Here is a 17,236-nt window from a genome sequence, read left to right on the forward strand (position 1 = left end):
ACGTAAAGCGGGTCCGGCACGCCGAACCCGTTACTTATCTTTTAACACGCGAGGCATTATTTCAACGCGTCGAGTGCCAGATTCAATTTCAGCACGTTTACCACCGACTCACCCATAAAGTTGGGGGTGGCTTGATCAGTGCTTTCATCAATCAGTTTGGCGATTTGCTCCGGTGCCAATTGGCGCGCCGCAGCCACCCGGGCCAGTTGATACTGTGCCGCCGCGAGGGAAATCTGCGGATCCAGGCCACTACCGGATGCGGTCAGCAGATCGACCGGGATCGGGCCTTTCATCGCTGGATTAGCCTGGTGCAGCTGTGCCGCACGCTCGGCAATGGCTTTATCCAGCGCCGGGTTGGTGGCGGCCTGATTGCTGCCGGCAGACGCCATGGCATTATAGGCCGAATCCGCGGTGGCAGAAGGGCGACCCCAGAAATACTCGGGTTTGGTAAAGTTTTGGCCGATTAACGCTGATCCCACCACTTTGTCGTCCCGGTACAGCAGCGAGCCGTTGGCCGCGCCGGAGAACAACAACTGCGATAGTCCGGTGGTCAACAGCGGGTAGGCGATACCGGTAATCAACGTCAGCAGGAACAACATCACCAGCGAAGGTCGTAAATAAGACATTTTCATTTCCTCTTAATGATTAACCGGCGATATGCAGCGCGACCAGGAGCAGGTCGATCAGCTTGATACCAACAAAGGGCACCAGCAGACCGCCCACGCCATAAAGCCACAGGTTACGACGCAGCAGCGCAGCGGCGCTCATTGGCTTGTAACTCACCCCTTTCAGCGCCAGCGGGATCAGGAACACGATCACCAGGGCATTGAATATAACCGCCGACATAATGGCGGAAGCGGGGGAGTGCAGATGCATCACGTTCAGCGCGTTCAACTGCGGATAGGTTGCCGCGAACGCCGCCGGGATGATGGCGAAATACTTGGCCACGTCGTTGGCAATACTGAAAGTGGTCAGCGAACCGCGGGTCATCAGCATCTGTTTGCCGATATGCACCACTTCAATCAGCTTGGTCGGGTTGGAGTCCAGATCGACCATGTTGCCCGCTTCTTTGGCGGCCTGAGTCCCTGAGTTCATCGCCACCGCCACGTCGGCCTGTGCCAGCGCCGGGGCGTCGTTGGTGCCGTCGCCGGTCATTGCCACCAGGCGGCCTTCCGCCTGATATTGGCGAATCAACGCCAGCTTGGCTTCCGGCGTCGCTTCCGACAGGAAGTCGTCCACCCCGGCTTCGGCGGCGATGGCGGCAGCGGTCAGTGGGTTATCGCCGGTGATCATCACCGTTTTGATGCCCATTTTACGCAGCTCGACAAAGCGTTCTTTGATACCGCCCTTGACGATATCCTTCAGCGCTACCACCCCCAGCACGCGTGGCCCTTCGGCCACTACCAACGGCGTACCGCCGGTGCGTGCCACGCTGGCCACCAGGTTATCTACCGCCTGCGGGAAGTGGCCCTGATTGGACTCCACGTGACGGCGAATGGCATCTACTGCGCCCTTACGGATCATGCGGTCCTGCACGTTGACGCCGCTCATGCGCGTCTGTGCAGAGAAGGGCACGAAAGTAGCGTTCAGCGCCTGCAGGTCACGCTCACGCAGGTTAAAGCGCTGTTTGGCCAGCACCACAATGCTGCGGCCTTCCGGCGTTTCATCCGCCAGTGAAGACAGCTGCGCGGCGTCAGCCAGGTCCTGTTCTTTCACTCCCGGCGCCGGCAGAAATTCGGAGGCCTGACGGTTACCCAGTGTGATTGTGCCGGTTTTATCTAGCAGCAGCACATCCACGTCCCCGGCGGCTTCAACCGCACGGCCACTGGTGGCGATGACGTTGGCACCCAGCATCCGGCTCATCCCGGCCACGCCGATGGCAGACAGCAGACCGCCGATGGTGGTAGGGATCAGACAGACCAGCAGGGCCACCAATACGGTGATACTGACCACCGAACCGCCGTTGGCGGCGTCGACGCTGTATTGCGAGAACGGGAATAGCGTGGCGGTTGCCAGCACGAACACCAGGGTCAGCGCTACCAACAGAATGGTCAGCGCCACCTCGTTCGGGGTTTTACGGCGTTTTGCGCCTTCAACCATGGCAATCATCCGGTCAAGGAAGGTTTCGCCCGGATTGACGCTGCACTGAACCACCAGCCAGTCGGACAGCACGCGGGTACCGCCGGTGACCGATGAGAAGTCACCGCCGGATTCACGGATCACCGGGGCGGATTCACCGGTAATGGCGCTTTCATCCACCGATGCGCCGCCTTCCAGCACTTCGCCGTCGCAGGGAATGGTATCGCCGGCTTCCACCAGTACGATGTCACCTTTGCGCAGGCTTTCGGCGGACACTTTCTCGGTGGCACCTTCGCGGCGTGGCGTGGCCAGTTTCTTCGCCCAACTGGTTTTCTTGGTGCCTTTCAGGCTTTCCGCCTGAGCTTTGCTGCGCCCCTCGGCCAGCGCTTCGGCAAAGTTGGCGAACAGCACGGTGAACCACAGCCACAGCGCGATGCTGCCGGTAAAAGCCGCGCTGCCGTCGGTCTGTCCGGCGAGGATCGCCAGCCAGATGGCCGTAGTCAGGATGCTGCCGATATACACCACGAACATCACCGGGTTACGCCACTGGGTGCGTGGATCCAGCTTTTTCAGCGCATCGATCAGCGCGGTACGGACCAGTGCCGGTTCAAACAGCGCACGTTGTTTGCGAGTCATCTCTTAATCTCTCTCTATGAGCTCTGTTATTTGGCCAGCCAAAGTTGCAAATGTTCGGCCACCGGTCCCAGCGCCAGCGCCGGTACGAAGGTCAATGCGCCCACCAGCAGCACGGTACCGACCAGCAGGCCGATAAACAGCGGCCCGTAGGTTGGCAGGGTGCCGTTGCCAGCCGGCTGGCGTTTCTTGGCGCACAATGAACCGGCGATCGCCAATACTGGCAGGATCACCCCGAAGCGGCCGACGAACATGGCAAAGGCCAGCAGCAGGTTGTAGAACGGCGTGTTGACGCTCAGCCCCCCAAAGGCGCTGCCGTTGTTATTGGCGGCGGAGGACAGGGCATACAGCACTTCGCTGAAACCGTGCGCGCCCGGGTTAAGAATGCCGGCGCGACCTACGTCGGTAGAGATGGCCAGTGCGCTGCCCAGCAGCACCAGGGTCGGCGTGACCAGGATCGCCAGCGCGGTCATTTTCATGTCATAGACGTCAATTTTTTTACCCAGATATTCCGGGGTACGCCCGATCATCAGCCCGGCGATAAACACCGTCAGCAGCACGAACAGCAGCATGCCGTACAGGCCGGAACCGACGCCGCCGAACACCACTTCACCAATCTGCATCAGCCACATCGGCACCATGCCGCCCAGTGCGGTGAAGGAGTCATGCATGGCGTTGACTGCCCCACAGGACGCTGCGGTGGTGACCACCGAGAACATGCTGGTGGCAAGAATGCCAAAGCGCGACTCCTTGCCTTCCATATTAATGTTGCTGGCACTGCCCAACTCGCTCAGATGCGGGTTACCCGCCAGTTCGGCGAACATCACCACCACCACGGCCACGATGAAGATCAGTGACATCGCCCAGATCAGCGCATGGCCCTGGCGGTTTTCACCGGCAACCTGACCGAAAGCAAAACACAACGCGCAAGGGATCAGGAAGATCGCCAACATCTGCACAAAGTTGGTCAGCACGGTCGGGTTTTCGAACGGATGAGCCGAGTTGACGCCGAAGAAGCCGCCGCCGTTGGTGCCGAGCATCTTGATCGCTTCCTGCGAGGCCACCGGCCCCATCGGCAGCGTCTGCTGCGCGCCTTCCAGCGTGCTGATATGCAGGTAAGGCAGGAAGTTTTGCAGCGTGCCTTGGCTGACGAAGAACAGCGCGATCAGCAGCGAGATCGGCAGCAACACGTACAGCGTTATGCGGAACATATCGATCCAGGCATTACCAATGGTGGCGCTGGAACGGCGGGTGAAGGCGCGGATCAACGCAAAGGCCACGGCGATACCGGTAGCGGCAGACAGGAAGTTCTGCACTGCCAGCCCGGCCATTTGGCTAAGGTAGCTGAGGGTGCTTTCACCGCTGTAGGCTTGCCAGTTGGTGTTGGTGACGAAACTGACGGCGGTATTGAACGCCAGATCCCACGACAGACCAGAGAAGCCCTGTGGGTTTAGCGGCAGTGAGCCTTGCGCCATCAGCAACGCGAACAGCAGCACCAGCCCGAGCAGGTTGAACCACAAGATCGCCAGCGCATACTGCCACCAGTTCATTTCAGCGCTGGTAATGCCACAGCCGCGCCAGACGGCGGCCTCCACCCGACGCAGAGCGGGTAAAGGTTCACCTTCGATCAGGCGCGCCAGGAAACTGCCTAACGGCCGGGCCAGCAGCAAAAGCACCAGCATGAAGCTGGCAATCAATAAAAAGGCTGAAGCTGCCATCAGAAATCCTCCGCATTGAACAGGGCATAAACCAGATAGCCCAACAGCAGCAGGACCAACAGCGCACCACCAATAACGCTGATACTCACAGGACACCTCCAGAGGTGTAGTTTTTGATATGGCGAGTGTAGGGAGGGCGGTAGAAAGAAGATGAAAAAATAGCGACGACCGGTGTAAAAAAAGTATAAAAATGGCTGAAATTACAACAAAAAATGACTTTTTAATGAGGGCGGGGTGAGCGGGGGGCGCGTTTGGGGCAGGGCTTGGTCATCGGCAAAGACGCTACGGGTATAAACAGGTGATAAATATCCATAATGTAACTAATGGTTAGTTAGTTATTAACATTGACGTAACAAAATTACGTAATGGGGTATTTATTTGCGATTTTTTGACCAGTTTAGTGGTCGGATGAGTAGTAAACTTTCATCAATTGCGCTAAAATTTTGTCCAGTTACCAAATCATCCCGTTTTAATGGTTTACGCCAGTGCTGTTTGCAAGACAAATCAACAGCCGGGCGTTTTTAAGGAGGTTCGCATGTCTATCTACCCAGCTTATTCATTGCATCGGATTCTCCTGCGTCGCAGCGCAGTGATCCTGGCAGGTGTGTTGGCTTTACCGGTAATGCTTTTCCGCAGTGACCGTGCTCGTTTTTACAGCTATTTGCACCGCGTCTGGTCTAAAACCAGCGATAAACCGGTCTGGCTGCAGCAGGCGGAACTGGCGGCCTGCGATTTTTACTGATCGTTGCCGCTGTCCCCTGAAACCCTCGCTTCGCAGCGGGGGTTTTTTTATGGGCGCGGGGCGGTCATTGTGTTGGTAAGGTTCGTCCTGAGAGGGAAATTCCTCTACACTTTTACATCATCCAACGCTGCGGGAGCCCAATATGAGTGACAAAATCCCGGTCGGGATCAGTGCCTGCCTGTTAGGTGAAAAGGTGCGTTTTGACGGTGGCCATAAACGGCTGGCCTTCGCGGTGGAACAACTGGCGCCCTATGTGCGGTTTGAGGCGATTTGCCCGGAAATGGCGATTGGTTTGTCGACCCCGCGCCCGGCGCTGCGGTTGATCAAAAAACAACATCATATCGCGCTGCGTTACAGCAACGACGACAGTATCGATGTGACCGACCAGATGCAGCAGTTTTCCACCCAGCGGATTGCTGCTTTGCAGCATCTGTGCGGCTACATTGTCTGCGCCAATTCGCCAAGCTGCGGTATGGAACGGGTGCGGCTGTACGAGGAGAGCGGTGAAGGCGCGCGTAAAAGCGGCGTCGGGCTGTTCACCGCCGAACTGCAGCGCCAAATGCCCTGGCTGCCGGTGGAAGAGGACGGACGCCTGAATGACGCTACGCTGCGGGAAAACTTTGTCGAACGGGTTTATGCCTTGTATGAGTTGAACATGCTGTGGCGCAAGGGGGTGACTCGTGGTGGGCTGATCGCCTTCCACAGCCGTTATAAGCTGTCGCTGCTGGCGCACTCACAGCCGGAATACCGCGAGCTGGGGCGCTTTGTGGCGGACGTGGATAAATGGGAGTCTCTGGAGGCGTTCGCGATTGAATACCGCAGCCGCCTGATGAAACTTTTGGCGCACAAGGCGACGCGACGCAACCACACCAACGTGCTGATGCACGTTCAGGGTTATTTTCGCAGTCACCTGAGTTCCGCACAGCGTCAGGAGCTGGCGCAGTTGATCGACCGCTATCGGCAGGGCGTGCAGCCGCTGCTGGCGCCGATTACGCTGCTCAAACATTACATGGCCGAATACCCCGATCGCTATCTGGCCGATCAACGTTATTTCGAGCCCTATCCTGAGGCGTTGCGCCTGCGTTATGGCCATTAATTGACAAGGAGTTTTATGGTCACGCATCTGGTCTGGTTGCGTAACGATCTGCGTATTACCGACAACAAAGCGTTACACGCCGCCTGCAGCGATCCCGAAGCCCGCGTGTTGGCGGTGTTTATCGCCACCCCGCAACAATGGCGACAGCATGAAATGGCCCCCCGTCAGGCTGCATTTATCCATGCCAACCTGCTGCAGGTGCAGCAGGCTCTTGCCGAACGGGGCATTCCGCTTGGCTACCACCAGTGTGATGATTTTGCCGCCTCGGTTGACTGGCTGACGGCGTATTGCGCGCAGCAGCGGGTGGATACGCTGTTTTACAATCGCCAGTACGAAATCAATGAACGCCAGCGCGACCAACGGCTGGAACAGCGTTTGTCCGGGCAGGTGATTTGCCAGAGCTTTGATGACAGCCTGCTGTTACCGCCGGGTAGCGTGCAAACCGGCGGTGGCGAAATGTACAAAATCTACACGCCGTTTCGTAAAGCCTTTATCCAGCGTCTGACTGAATCCGACGCTCAATCCTTGCCTGCGCCCAAACCACGGGTAGGCGGCGCATTACCGGTAGCCGCTACCCCAGAAGCATTTGATTATCCGCCGGCAGAGTCGAACGAGGATTTCCCCGCCGGAGAAGAAGCGGCGCTACAGCGGCTACGCAGCTTTTGCCGTGAGCTGGTGCAGGATTACCTTCAACAGCGGGATCTGCCCGCCATTGCAGGGACCAGCAGCCTGTCGCCTTATCTGGCGATTGGCGTGTTGTCACCGCGCCAATGTTTTAACCGCCTGCGAGCTGAATGTCCGCAGCTGCTGGAAAACCAGGACAGCGGCGCCTTTGGCTGGCTCAATGAGCTGATCTGGCGCGAGTTTTATCGGCATTTGATGGTGGCCTATCCCGCGTTATGTAAGCACCGTCCCTTTATCGAATGGACGGATAGGGTACGCTGGCGGAATAACCAAGAACTTTTGCAGGCCTGGCAGCAGGGCGCGACCGGTTATCCGATTGTCGATGCTGCCATGCGCCAGTTGAATTCCACCGGCTGGATGCACAACCGATTACGCATGATCAGCGCCAGCTTTCTGGTGAAAGACTTGTTGATCGACTGGCGTGCCGGTGAAAGCTATTTCATGTCACAGCTATTGGACGGCGATCTGGCAGCCAATAATGGCGGCTGGCAGTGGGCGGCCTCAACCGGCACCGATGCTGCGCCGTACTTCCGCATCTTTAACCCGATCACCCAGGGCGAACGTTTTGATCCGCAAGGCACTTTTATCCGTAAATGGTTGCCCGAACTGGCGGATGTACCGGACAATGCTATTCATCAACCCCATCGCTGGGCGGAACAACAGCAGCGCGTGCTGGATTATCCGTTGCCGATTGTCGACCACAAGCAGGTGCGGCTGGAGACACTGGCCGCCTTTGAAGCGGCGAAGCGCGGGGAATATTAAGGCAACAGCAAGGAGCGAAAAATGATGAAAAAGGTGCTGGCCCTGTGCCTGAGCGGCTATTGCGCCCTGGCGCAGGCCGGTTTTGACGTGGTGGCCCTGGGCGTGGACGGCGGCGTCAGCGACGGCAATCTGACCTCCTACCTGATCCGCAGCGACAACCAGCCGCAGTATCTGGCGCTGGATGCTGGCTCACTGCTACCGGGGATCGCCAAAGGGCTGGAAAAGGGCAGTTTCCCGCAGGTTACCCCTGAACTGGCTGCGCCTTATACCCCGCAGGGCTATATATTCCGCCAGTTAATCGGCGCTTACTTTATCAGCCATGGTCATCTGGACCACGTGGCGGGGCTGATTATCGGTTCGCCGGAAGACGGTAAAAAGAATATCTATGCCCAGGTCGATACGATTCTCACCCTGCGTAATCATTATTTTAACTGGAAGGCCTGGCCTAACTTCACTGATTCCGGCAACGGTTCGCGACTGGGGACTTACCGGCTGCAAACGGTGCGGCCACAGCAGCGCGTGACTCTGGGTATGACCGGTTTGAGTGGCGTGATGTATCCGCTCAGTCATGACCGTTACCCTTCTTCGATGTTGCTGGTGTCCGATCGAAGCGGATCTTTCGCCTATTTTGGTGATACCGGAGCGGATACGCTTGAGCAGTCGCGCAATCTTGATAGCGTCTGGCGTGCGCTGGGGCCGCTGATTGAGCAGAAAAAGCTGAAAGGGATGATTATCGAAACTTCCTATCCCAATGAGGTGGAAGATAAAAACCTGTATGGCCACCTGACGCCGGCGTGGCTGCAAAAAGAGTTGAAAAATCTGACTCAGTACAGCGGCGGCGAAGACTCGCTGAAAGATTTCCCGGTGGTGATCAGCCATATCAAGCCCAGCCTGAAGCAGGGCGAAGACGTGCGCGCGACCATCAAACAGCAGTTGGAACAGGGTAACAGCCTGGGCGTAAAATATATCCTGATGGAACAGGGCGACCGGCAGACATTTTGAATTGAAGAGAGAACTCTATGCGTAACCTCGATCTGGAACAGTTGATCAACACAGAACTGAATACCGCTGCGTTTCAGGATTACGGGCCGAATGGCCTGCAGGTGGAAGGGAGAGCACACGTGCAGCGTATCGTCACCGGCGTGACCGCCTGTCAGGCGCTGCTGGATGCGGCAGTGGCACATCAGGCGGACGCCATTGTGGTGCATCACGGTTATTTCTGGAAAAACGAAGCGCCCTCGGTGCGCGGCATGAAGCGTAACCGGCTGAAAACGCTGCTGAGTAACGACATCAACCTGTACGCTTATCATCTGCCGCTGGACGCGCATCCGGTGCTGGGCAACAACGCACAGTTGGCACATTTACTCGGGATCCGGGTGATTGGCGAAGTGGAGCCGCTGGTGCCGCACGGTGAATTTGAGCAGCCATTGACCGGTATTGAATTGCAACAGCGCATCGAAAGTCGTCTGGGCCGTGCCGTGCTGCACTGCGGCGATAACGCACCGGCGCATATCCGCCGTGTAGCCTGGTGCACCGGCGGCGGTCAGGGCTTTATCGACAGCGCCGCACGCTTTGGCGTTGATGCCTTTATCAGCGGTGAAGTTTCTGAGCAAACCATTCACAGCGCGCGCGAGATGGGTATTCACTTCTTTGCCGCCGGTCACCATGCCACTGAACGCGGTGGCGTTAAGGCGCTCGGTGAATGGCTGACCCAACACTATGGCTTTGACGTGACCTTTATCGATATCCCCAACCCCGCCTGATTATCCCCCCAGGATCCAGCCCGGTGTTTACCGTGGCTGAATCCTTTTAATAGCCTAATCCCTTATTTTATAAAAGGTTATTCTATTGACAGCCAGAGCGCTGTCGCGCATAACTGTTGTGTTTTCATCGCGATAATAATAAGGAGAAAAGGGTGCAACGAGCACGATGTTACCTGTTAGGTGAAAGAGCGGTGGTGCTTGAACTGTCGCCACCGGTGACGCTGCCGAGCCAGCAGCGGATCTGGGCGCTGGCCGAAAAACTTAATCATCATCCCGATGTGCGTGAAGTGATACCGGGTATGAACAATTTGACCTTGCTGCTGCATACGCCGCAGGCCGACGCAGAACAAATGCTGACGCTGTTGCAACAGGGCTGGGACAGTAAGGAAATCCTGGTGCCTGAATCGCGCCAGGTGGATATTCCGGTGATCTATGGCGGTAAGGACGGTCCGGATCTGAACGAAGTGGCACGCCACACCGGTATGACGCCGAAGCAGGTAGTGGAATGCCACTCCTCAGCGGCCTATGTGGTCTATTTCCTCGGTTTTCAGCCCGGCTTTTCTTACCTGGGCGGAATGTCGGAAAAGTTGGCGGTGCCGCGCCGTGCCGAACCGCGCTTGTCGGTGGCGGCAGGCTCAGTTGGCATCGGGGGCAGCCAGACCGGGATTTATCCGTTGGTCACCCCCGGTGGCTGGCAGTTGATTGGCCGTACTCCTTTGGCGCTTTTTAATCCTTATGAAATGCCGCCAACCTTGCTGCGCCCAGGCGATAGCGTGCGGTTTGTGCCACAGAAGGAGGGCGTATGCTGAAGATCTTGCGTGCGGGCATTTACACCACGGTGCAGGATCTCGGCCGTAACGGTTTCCGTCGTTTGGGCGTCAGCCAGGGCGGGGTGCTCGACGAACCTGCGCTGAGGATCGCCAATCTACTGGTGGGCAATGCTGCCAATGCCGCCGGGCTGGAAATCACTCTGGGGCAATTTAGTGCCGAATTTACTCAGTCAGGTTGGATCGCTCTGACCGGTGCCGGTTGCGATGCGCAACTCGATGGCAAACCACTGTGGACTGGCTGGCGCTACCCGGTCAATGCGGGCCAACAGCTGATACTGAAAACGCCAAAACGCGGTATGCGCACCTATCTGGCGATCAGCGGAGGCATTGCGGTAGCGGAAATACTCGGTTCGCGCAGCACCGATAATAAAGCTGCTTTTGGTGGGCTGGAAGGGCGCAACTTGCGAGATGGCGACAGCCTGCCGCTGGGGCAAACCCATTCATTGCCAAAGCAGAGTTTTGGTGTGAAGCAACCGCTGTTCAACAACCGCATCCGTGCGTTGCCGGGGCCGGAATATGATGAATTCAGCGAAGAGGCGAAAGAGGCTTTCTGGCGCACCGCCTGGCAACTGAGCCCGCAGAGTAACCGCATGGGGTATCGTCTGCATGGCAGCTATGCGTTAAGCCGCACCACTGACCGCGAAATGCTATCGCATGGTCTGTTACCGGGAGTCGTACAGGTACCGCATAACGGCCAGCCGATCGTGTTGATGGCCGATGCGCAGACTACCGGTGGTTACCCGCGTATTGCCTGCGTGATCGAGGCCGATCTCTACCATTTGGCGCAGATCCGTCTGGGGGAGGCCATCCACTTTGTTCCCTGTACTTTGGCCGAGGCACAACGTGCCCGGGTCGAACAGGAGCACTTTATCCAACAGATTGCCTGGGGGTTAGATGATCGTTGATTTAAATGCCGATCTCGGTGAGGGCTGCGCCAACGATCAGGCGCTGCTGCAACTGGTCAGCTCGGCCAATATTGCCTGCGGTTTTCATGCCGGGGATGCGCAAACCATGCGTCAATCGGTGCGTTGGGCACTGCAGTACGGCGTAGCTATTGGTGCGCACCCGAGTTTTCCCGATCGCGAGAACTTTGGCCGTACCCGGATGCAACTACCTGCGGAAACGGTATATGCCCAAGTGGTCTATCAGCTTGGTGCGCTGGCTGCGATTGCCCGTGCCGAAGGCGGAGTGATGGTTCACGTCAAGCCACACGGCATGCTTTACAACCAGGCGGCTGTGGAGCCGGAACTGGCGCAGGCCATCGCCCGGGCGGTTAAAGCGGTCGATCCGACGCTGCGGCTGGTAGGGCTGGCTGGCAGTGAGCTGATCCGTGCCGGTGAAGAACAAGGATTGGTAACACGGCAGGAAGTGTTTGCCGATCGCGGCTATCAGGCCGATGGCACATTGGTACCGCGTGGCCAGCCGGGGGCGCTGATTACCAGCGACGAACTGGCCCTGGCGCAAACGCTGGAAATGGTGCGTCATCATCGGGTTCGCACCCTGAACGGCACCTGGGCCGCGGTGCAGGCCGAAACCGTCTGCCTGCACGGCGACGGTGAGCACGCGCTGGAATATGCGCGTAGGCTACGCGAACGTTTTGCCCTGGAAGGCATCAGCGTCAACGCAGAATAAAAATAATTAAATACATACAACACAAACACACAACACAATATTACCCAATGAATTTCGAGTTGCAGCTAGGCGCCCAGCTTGCTCATTCCCAGGCGCTTACTTTAGTAAGTAACTGGGGTGGACTAGTGCAGGTAACAACGCTGCGGCTTGAAAGGCGAAGGGTAAAAGGGAGATATAATGGAACAGGCCGTTAACCTCTGGCCACTGATTGGCATCGCCGCCATCGTGGTTGGGTTTGTTTTACGCTTCAACCCAGTGCTGGTGGTGATTGCCGCCGGCATTATCACCGGGCTGGCAGCGCTGATGCCGCTGGATACGATCCTGGAAAAACTGGGTGAGGGCTTCCTCAATACCCGTAACCTGCCGCTGATCCTGCTGTTGCCACTGGCGGTGATCGGCCTGCTGGAACGTCACGGGCTGAAAGAACGCGCACAGGCGTGGATCGCCAAGATCAAAAGCGCCACCGCCGGACGCTTGTTGATCGTCTATCTGTTTGTGCGTGAAATTACCGCCGCCATGGGGCTGACCAGCCTGGGGGGGCACCCGCAAATGGTGCGCCCACTGCTGGCACCGATGGCCGAAGGGGCAGCGGAAAACCGTTACGGTGAGCTGCCGGAGCGTACGCGCCACCGCCTGCGGGCCATGTCTGCCGCCACGGATAACGTCGGGTTGTTCTTTGGCGAAGATATTTTTGTCGCCTTTGGCGCAATCATCTTTATGCACAACTTTATGCTGGAATCCGGCGGCATCCAGACCGAGCCGCTGCATATCGCCTTGTGGGGCATTCCTACCGCCATCTTTGCCTTCCTGATCCATGCGTTCCGGCTTTACCGGATGGATAAACAGCTCAGCGCCGAACTTTCGCAGCTCAACCAGGCGGCGCTGCAGGCCAAAGGAGATGCCCAATGATTTTCCAACAACAATATCTCTACTGGCTGGCGGGCGTGGTGCTGTTGCTCGTCGCGGTGATGTCTTTCCGCGATCGCGCCAACCCGCGCCGCGTCACCACGGGCCTGTTCTGGGCATTGTACGGCCTGATTTTCCTGGTCGGTGACTGGACCTATAGTCTGTTGGGGGACGTGCTGGGTGAGGGCAGCAATGAGAAACGCATGCTGCATATCATCGTCGGTGTAGTGGTGGTGATCATGGCTTTAATCGCAGGTTTCGGCGGTGTGCGTCTGGGCAGCTATCACCAACGTACCCCGCAGCAGCGCGAAGAGAGCGCAAAACGCCTGGGCAACCGACTGTTTATTCCGGCGCTGGCGATCCCGGTGGTAACGGTGGCGGGCGTGCTGTTGTTCAATAATATTCCGGCGCTGCAAACCGCGGTCTTCGGCAGCGGCAACCACGCCACCCTGATTACTCTGTTCTCGATGACCGTCGGCTGTGTGCTTGGCCTGGTTATCGCGGTGAAAATGACCCACGAAAAAGCGCTACAACCAATTCAGGAAGCACGTCGCCTGCTGGACTCCATCGGCTGGGCGTTTATTTTGCCGCAAATCCTCGCCACGCTGGGCCTGCTGTTTACCACTGCCGGCGTTGGCACGGCCATTTCTCATCTCACCCAGGAGTATCTGGCGGTAGATAACCGCTTTATCGCAGTGGCGGTTTACGCCATCGGCATGGCGCTGTTGACCATGATCATGGGTAACGCCTTTGCGGCTTTCCCGATCGTCACCGCCGGTATCGGTATCCCGATCTTGATGCTGCAGCACGGCGGCAATCCGGCGGTGATGGCGGCCATCGGCATGTTTTCCGGCTATTGCGGCACGCTGATGACGCCAATGGCTGCTAACTTTAATATTGTACCGGCGGCGTTGCTGGAATTGCCGGACAAGAATGCGGTTATCAAGGCACAGATCCCGACAGGGGTGCTGCTGCTACTGGTCAACGTATTCCTGCTTTATTTCCTGATGTTCCTGTAAGGAGAACGCATGCAAAAGGTATTGATCACGGGCTTTGAGCCCTTTGGCGGCGAACGCGTTAATCCTTCGTGGGAAGTGGTAAAGCAACTCAATGATATGGAACTGGCCGGTGCGCGTATTATTGCCCGCCAACTGCCTTGTGTGTTTGGCGCAGCGCTGGAAGCACTGAATGTGGCGATTGATGAAGTGCAGCCGGTGATGGTGTTGGCTATCGGCCAGGCCGGTGGACGTACCGACATCACCCTCGAACGAGTGGCGATCAACGTTGATGATGCCCGAATCCCTGATAATCAGGGGCAGCAACCGATCGACGAGCCTATCGTTGAAAGCGGACCGGCGGCCTATTTCAGCACGCTACCGATCAAGGCCATCGTCGACTCGATGCGTGAAGCGGGTATTCCCGCCTCGGTATCGCAAACGGCCGGCACCTATGTCTGCAACCATGTGATGTACGGTCTGTTGCACCGTTTAAACAGTCAGCAGGCGATCAAGGGCGGGTTTATTCATATTCCTTATCTGCCGGAACAGGCTGCCGCACACCCTGGCGCACCGAGCATGGCGGCGACCACGGTATTGTTCGCCCTGGAACTGGCCATTTCCATTGCGTTACAGGTTGAACATGACCTGAAAGTGGTCGGCGGCGCGACGCATTAATTGCAGTTATCCCCCCGGTGCGGCCTGCTGCGCCGGGGTCCATTCAGGAGTTTTCATATGCCGGAAGGACCGGAAATTCGCCGGGCGGCGGATGCATTGGCGGCGGCGGTGATCGACCAGCCACTGACCGAAGTCGGTTTTGCCTTTCCCCAGCTTAAACACTACCGCGACCGGTTAATCGGTGAGCGCATTATCGCTATTGAGCCGCGGGGTAAGGCACTGCTGACCCATTTTTCCAACGGTCTGACGCTGTATAGCCATAACCAGTTGTATGGCTTGTGGAAAGTGGTGCAAGCGGGGGAGACGCCGGAAACCAAGCGGGAGCTGCGCGTGCGCCTGGAAACGGCGGAACGGGCGATTTTGCTGTACAGCGCCTCGGAGATTACCGTCGGGCCGCGTGAAGAAATTGAACAGCACCCGTTCTTACAGCGTATCGGCCCCGACGTACTGGATATGACATTAACGGTAGCTGCGGTGGAGCAACGGTTGCTGTCACCGGTGTTTCGCCGCAGGCTACTTGGCGGTATGTTGCTCGATCAGGCGTTTCTTGCCGGGCTGGGCAACTACCTGCGCGCTGAAATCCTCTGGCAGGCTGAGCTGGCACCCCAGCATAAGCCACAGGATCTGGAACCTGAGGTTTTACAGCGGCTGGCAGAGGCGTTGTTGGCAGTCCCACGCTTGTCTTATCAGACGCGTGGGCAGGTGGATGAGAACCGCCATCATGGCGCGCTGTTCAGCTTTAAGGTGTTCCACCGCAGTGGTGAACCTTGCGAGCGTTGTGGTGCGATGATCGAGCGCACGACGCTGTCTTCACGACCCTTTTATTGGTGCCCGGGTTGCCAGAAATAGGTTATTCAATGTTTGCCTTCCCCTTGGGAGAGGGCAAAAAAAAGCCGCCCATCGGGGCGGCTTTTTGCTGCAATACCTGGGGTAAAGCGGCGTTATTTGTTCTTCACTTGAGACTTGAAGTCACGCTCGGCATAGCCAGTGTATAACTGACGCGGACGCGCAATCTTGATGCCTTCGTCATGCATTTCGTTCCAGTGTGCAATCCAGCCGATGGTACGGGCGATGGCAAAGATAACGGTGAACATGGAAGAAGGGATCCCCATTGCCTTCAGGATGATGCCTGAATAGAAGTCGACGTTCGGGTACAGTTTCTTCTCGATGAAGTACGGGTCGTTCAGCGCGATGTGTTCCAGCTCCATCGCCACTTGCAACAGGTTGTCGTCCTTCTTGTTCAGTTCTTTCAGCACTTCGTGACAGGTTTCACGCATCACGGTGGCGCGTGGGTCGTAGTTCTTGTACACGCGGTGGCCGAAGCCCATCAGACGGAACGAGTCGTTCTTGTCTTTGGCGCGCTTGATAAACTCAGGAATGTGATCGACGGTTTTGATCTCTTCAAGCATCTTCAGTGCGGCTTCGTTGGCGCCGCCGTGTGCTGGCCCCCACAGGGAAGCGATACCGGCAGCGATACAGGCAAATGGGTTAGCGCCTGAAGAACCTGCGGTACGCACGGTAGAAGTGGAAGCATTTTGTTCGTGGTCTGCGTGCAGGATCAGGATGCGATCCATTGCGCGTTCCAGCACTGGGTTCACCACGTATTCTTCGCATGGGGTGGCAAACATCATATGCAGGAAGTTACCGGCATAGGACAGATCGTTGCGTGGGTAAACGAACGGCTGACCCAGCGAATATTTGTAACACATAGCCGCCACGGTAGGCATTTTGGACAGCAGGCGGAACGCGGTGATCTCGCGGTGACGCTCGTTGTTGACGTCCAGTGCATCATGGTAGAACGCCGCCAGGGCGCCGGTCACACCGCACAGTACGGCCATTGGGTGTGAGTCACGACGGAAGCCACGGAACAGATGGGTGATCTGGTCGTGGATCATGGTGTGACGGGTCACGGTAGTTTTGAAGGTCTCGAACTCTTCTGCGGTCGGCGTTTCTCCGTACAAAAGGATGTAGCACACTTCCAGATAGGAAGACTCTTTCGCCAGCTGTTCAATCGGGAAGCCGCGGTGCAGCAGTACGCCTTTGTCACCGTCGATAAAAGTGATTTTGGATTCGCAGGAAGCGGTAGAGGTAAAGCCGGGATCAAACGTGAAATAACCTTTGGAGCCCAGGGCGCGGACATCGAGGACATCGGGGCCCAGTGTCGGGGTTAATACGCCCAGTTCGATTGGAGCTTCACCATCATTAATGGTTAGCGTCGCTTTCTTATCAGTCATTTACAGTCTCCTTTGCGCCTTATTTTAAAAACCTCTAACAACTGAAATACCTTAATTCTCCTCAGGTTGCCCGCAAAAAATGGAGCGGACGCTAACTCTGTGAGCGACTGCGCAAATGCGCGGGTAGGGTACAGAGTGCTAACCAGGCGAACGAGGTGGGTGACCAGTTGTTAACGATTCATCGGAATTCGTTATGTTCTGTTAATCTTACCTACGACGTGTTCGGGGGTGGTTGAACCTATCCCAATAAACTGTTTTATATGCCTTATTTGTTCTCGTCTGCGGTGATGTGCTGCAAACATGACCGGCAAAAACCGCCATTGGGATAGGTTCTTTCAAATACACTGTTGCACATCCTGAACATCGGGGGAAGTGTATCTGCTGACCTATAGCGCATCATAGGACCGTTTGTGCCCCTATATGTAATGGAATTGTTGATCTCTTGTCAAATCAGATAATTAATTTTATGCCAATTGTGAAATCC

At 56.9% G+C, this 17,236-nt stretch carries 17 protein-coding genes; 12 read left to right on the top strand and 5 right to left on the bottom strand.

Annotation, left to right across the window (positions count from 1 at the left end):
* Nucleotides 1–56: 56 nt before the first annotated feature.
* From kdpC to ACUTQ5_RS01795, 4 genes are read right to left on the bottom strand one after another with little or no spacing between them, the layout of a single operon-like run.
* A complete protein-coding gene (gene kdpC, locus ACUTQ5_RS01780) occupies nt 57–626 on the bottom strand; it encodes a potassium-transporting ATPase subunit KdpC (protein ID WP_445649823.1) in 570 nt (189 codons plus the stop codon).
* 19 nt (nt 627–645) lie between these two features.
* Entirely contained in the window at nt 646–2,715 is a 2,070-nt protein-coding gene (kdpB, locus tag ACUTQ5_RS01785) for a potassium-transporting ATPase subunit KdpB (protein WP_445649824.1), read from the bottom strand.
* 26 nt (nt 2,716–2,741) lie between these two features.
* Nucleotides 2,742–4,430, bottom strand: a complete 1,689-nt coding sequence (gene kdpA, locus ACUTQ5_RS01790) for a potassium-transporting ATPase subunit KdpA (RefSeq protein WP_445649825.1) — start codon at nt 4,428–4,430, stop codon at nt 2,742–2,744.
* Complete coding sequence (locus tag ACUTQ5_RS01795) at nt 4,430–4,519, bottom strand: K(+)-transporting ATPase subunit F (protein WP_004949718.1); 90 nt, start codon at nt 4,517–4,519, stop codon at nt 4,430–4,432. The genes kdpA and ACUTQ5_RS01795 overlap by 1 nt, the downstream gene beginning before the upstream one ends.
* A gap of 446 nt (nt 4,520–4,965) precedes the next feature.
* Between ACUTQ5_RS01795 and ACUTQ5_RS01800 the strand changes: the two genes are divergently transcribed.
* The 12 genes from ACUTQ5_RS01800 to nei all read left to right on the top strand — a co-directional run bounded on the left by ACUTQ5_RS01800 (nt 4,966) and on the right by nei (nt 15,367).
* Nucleotides 4,966–5,172 (top strand): YbfA family protein, encoded by a 207-nt coding sequence (locus ACUTQ5_RS01800; RefSeq protein WP_012005686.1) that lies wholly within the window; start codon nt 4,966–4,968, stop codon nt 5,170–5,172.
* A gap of 142 nt (nt 5,173–5,314) precedes the next feature.
* Nucleotides 5,315–6,268 carry a YbgA family protein gene (locus tag ACUTQ5_RS01805; RefSeq protein ID WP_445649826.1) on the top strand — a complete coding sequence of 318 codons (954 nt, stop codon included), beginning with the start codon at nt 5,315–5,317 and terminating at the stop codon, nt 6,266–6,268.
* A 15-nt stretch (nt 6,269–6,283) separates the two neighbouring features.
* On the top strand, nt 6,284–7,714 hold the full coding sequence (gene phrB, locus ACUTQ5_RS01810) for a deoxyribodipyrimidine photo-lyase (RefSeq protein WP_445649827.1): 1,431 nt from the start codon (nt 6,284–6,286) through the stop codon (nt 7,712–7,714).
* 21 nt (nt 7,715–7,735) lie between these two features.
* Nucleotides 7,736–8,716 carry an MBL fold metallo-hydrolase gene (locus ACUTQ5_RS01815; protein WP_445649828.1) on the top strand — a complete coding sequence of 327 codons (981 nt, stop codon included), beginning with the start codon at nt 7,736–7,738 and terminating at the stop codon, nt 8,714–8,716.
* Between the two features lie 17 nt (nt 8,717–8,733).
* Entirely contained in the window at nt 8,734–9,477 is a 744-nt protein-coding gene (locus ACUTQ5_RS01820; RefSeq protein ID WP_445649829.1) for a type 2 GTP cyclohydrolase I, read from the top strand.
* A 152-nt stretch (nt 9,478–9,629) separates the two neighbouring features.
* Complete coding sequence (gene pxpB / locus ACUTQ5_RS01825) at nt 9,630–10,286, top strand: 5-oxoprolinase subunit PxpB (RefSeq protein ID WP_445649830.1); 657 nt, start codon at nt 9,630–9,632, stop codon at nt 10,284–10,286.
* A complete protein-coding gene (pxpC, locus tag ACUTQ5_RS01830; RefSeq protein ID WP_445649831.1) occupies nt 10,280–11,212 on the top strand; it encodes a 5-oxoprolinase subunit PxpC in 933 nt (310 codons plus the stop codon). The genes pxpB and pxpC overlap by 7 nt, the downstream gene beginning before the upstream one ends.
* On the top strand, nt 11,202–11,939 hold the full coding sequence (pxpA, locus tag ACUTQ5_RS01835) for a 5-oxoprolinase subunit PxpA (RefSeq protein WP_445649832.1): 738 nt from the start codon (nt 11,202–11,204) through the stop codon (nt 11,937–11,939). The genes pxpC and pxpA overlap by 11 nt, the downstream gene beginning before the upstream one ends.
* Nucleotides 11,940–12,116: 177 nt before the next feature.
* On the top strand, nt 12,117–12,848 hold the full coding sequence (locus tag ACUTQ5_RS01840) for a DUF969 domain-containing protein (RefSeq protein WP_012005694.1): 732 nt from the start codon (nt 12,117–12,119) through the stop codon (nt 12,846–12,848).
* Nucleotides 12,845–13,864, top strand: coding sequence for a DUF979 domain-containing protein (locus tag ACUTQ5_RS01845; RefSeq protein WP_445649833.1), 1,020 nt, complete (start codon nt 12,845–12,847; stop codon nt 13,862–13,864). Before ACUTQ5_RS01840 ends, ACUTQ5_RS01845 begins: the two co-directional genes overlap by 4 nt.
* Nucleotides 13,865–13,873: 9 nt before the next feature.
* On the top strand, nt 13,874–14,518 hold the full coding sequence (gene pcp, locus ACUTQ5_RS01850) for a pyroglutamyl-peptidase I (protein ID WP_445649834.1): 645 nt from the start codon (nt 13,874–13,876) through the stop codon (nt 14,516–14,518).
* 57 nt (nt 14,519–14,575) lie between these two features.
* The gene (gene nei / locus ACUTQ5_RS01855) at nt 14,576–15,367 is read left to right on the top strand and encodes an endonuclease VIII (protein ID WP_445649835.1); all 792 of its coding nucleotides are present in this window, start codon (nt 14,576–14,578) and stop codon (nt 15,365–15,367) included.
* A 92-nt stretch (nt 15,368–15,459) separates the two neighbouring features.
* Here the strand turns inward: nei and ACUTQ5_RS01860 are convergent, their stop codons facing one another.
* Nucleotides 15,460–16,752 carry a citrate synthase gene (locus ACUTQ5_RS01860; protein WP_153857678.1) on the bottom strand — a complete coding sequence of 431 codons (1,293 nt, stop codon included), beginning with the start codon at nt 16,750–16,752 and terminating at the stop codon, nt 15,460–15,462.
* Nucleotides 16,753–17,236: the final 484 nt, after the last annotated feature.

The organism is Serratia sp. NA_112.1 (genome assembly GCF_052691715.1).

Excerpts from the sequence above, each read along its gene's own strand:
- ACUTQ5_RS01805 (WP_445649826.1), top strand. The coding sequence starts at position 5,315 with ATGAGTGACAAAATCCCGGTCGGGATCAGTGCCTGCCTGTTAGGTGAA.
- ACUTQ5_RS01845 (WP_445649833.1), top strand. The coding sequence starts at position 12,845 with ATGATTTTCCAACAACAATATCTCTACTGGCTGGCGGGCGTGGTGCTG.
- pxpC (WP_445649831.1), top strand. The coding sequence starts at position 10,280 with ATGCTGAAGATCTTGCGTGCGGGCATTTACACCACGGTGCAGGATCTC.
- nei (WP_445649835.1), top strand. The coding sequence starts at position 14,576 with ATGCCGGAAGGACCGGAAATTCGCCGGGCGGCGGATGCATTGGCGGCG.
- ACUTQ5_RS01840 (WP_012005694.1), top strand. The coding sequence starts at position 12,117 with ATGGAACAGGCCGTTAACCTCTGGCCACTGATTGGCATCGCCGCCATC.
- ACUTQ5_RS01860 (WP_153857678.1), bottom strand. The coding sequence starts at position 16,752 with ATGACTGATAAGAAAGCGACGCTAACCATTAATGATGGTGAAGCTCCA.
- ACUTQ5_RS01815 (WP_445649828.1), top strand. The coding sequence starts at position 7,736 with ATGATGAAAAAGGTGCTGGCCCTGTGCCTGAGCGGCTATTGCGCCCTG.
- ACUTQ5_RS01800 (WP_012005686.1), top strand. The coding sequence starts at position 4,966 with ATGTCTATCTACCCAGCTTATTCATTGCATCGGATTCTCCTGCGTCGC.
- pcp (WP_445649834.1), top strand. The coding sequence starts at position 13,874 with ATGCAAAAGGTATTGATCACGGGCTTTGAGCCCTTTGGCGGCGAACGC.
- ACUTQ5_RS01820 (WP_445649829.1), top strand. The coding sequence starts at position 8,734 with ATGCGTAACCTCGATCTGGAACAGTTGATCAACACAGAACTGAATACC.
- kdpC (WP_445649823.1), bottom strand. The coding sequence starts at position 626 with ATGTCTTATTTACGACCTTCGCTGGTGATGTTGTTCCTGCTGACGTTG.
- kdpA (WP_445649825.1), bottom strand. The coding sequence starts at position 4,430 with ATGGCAGCTTCAGCCTTTTTATTGATTGCCAGCTTCATGCTGGTGCTT.
- kdpB (WP_445649824.1), bottom strand. The coding sequence starts at position 2,715 with ATGACTCGCAAACAACGTGCGCTGTTTGAACCGGCACTGGTCCGTACC.
- phrB (WP_445649827.1), top strand. The coding sequence starts at position 6,284 with ATGGTCACGCATCTGGTCTGGTTGCGTAACGATCTGCGTATTACCGAC.
- pxpA (WP_445649832.1), top strand. The coding sequence starts at position 11,202 with ATGATCGTTGATTTAAATGCCGATCTCGGTGAGGGCTGCGCCAACGAT.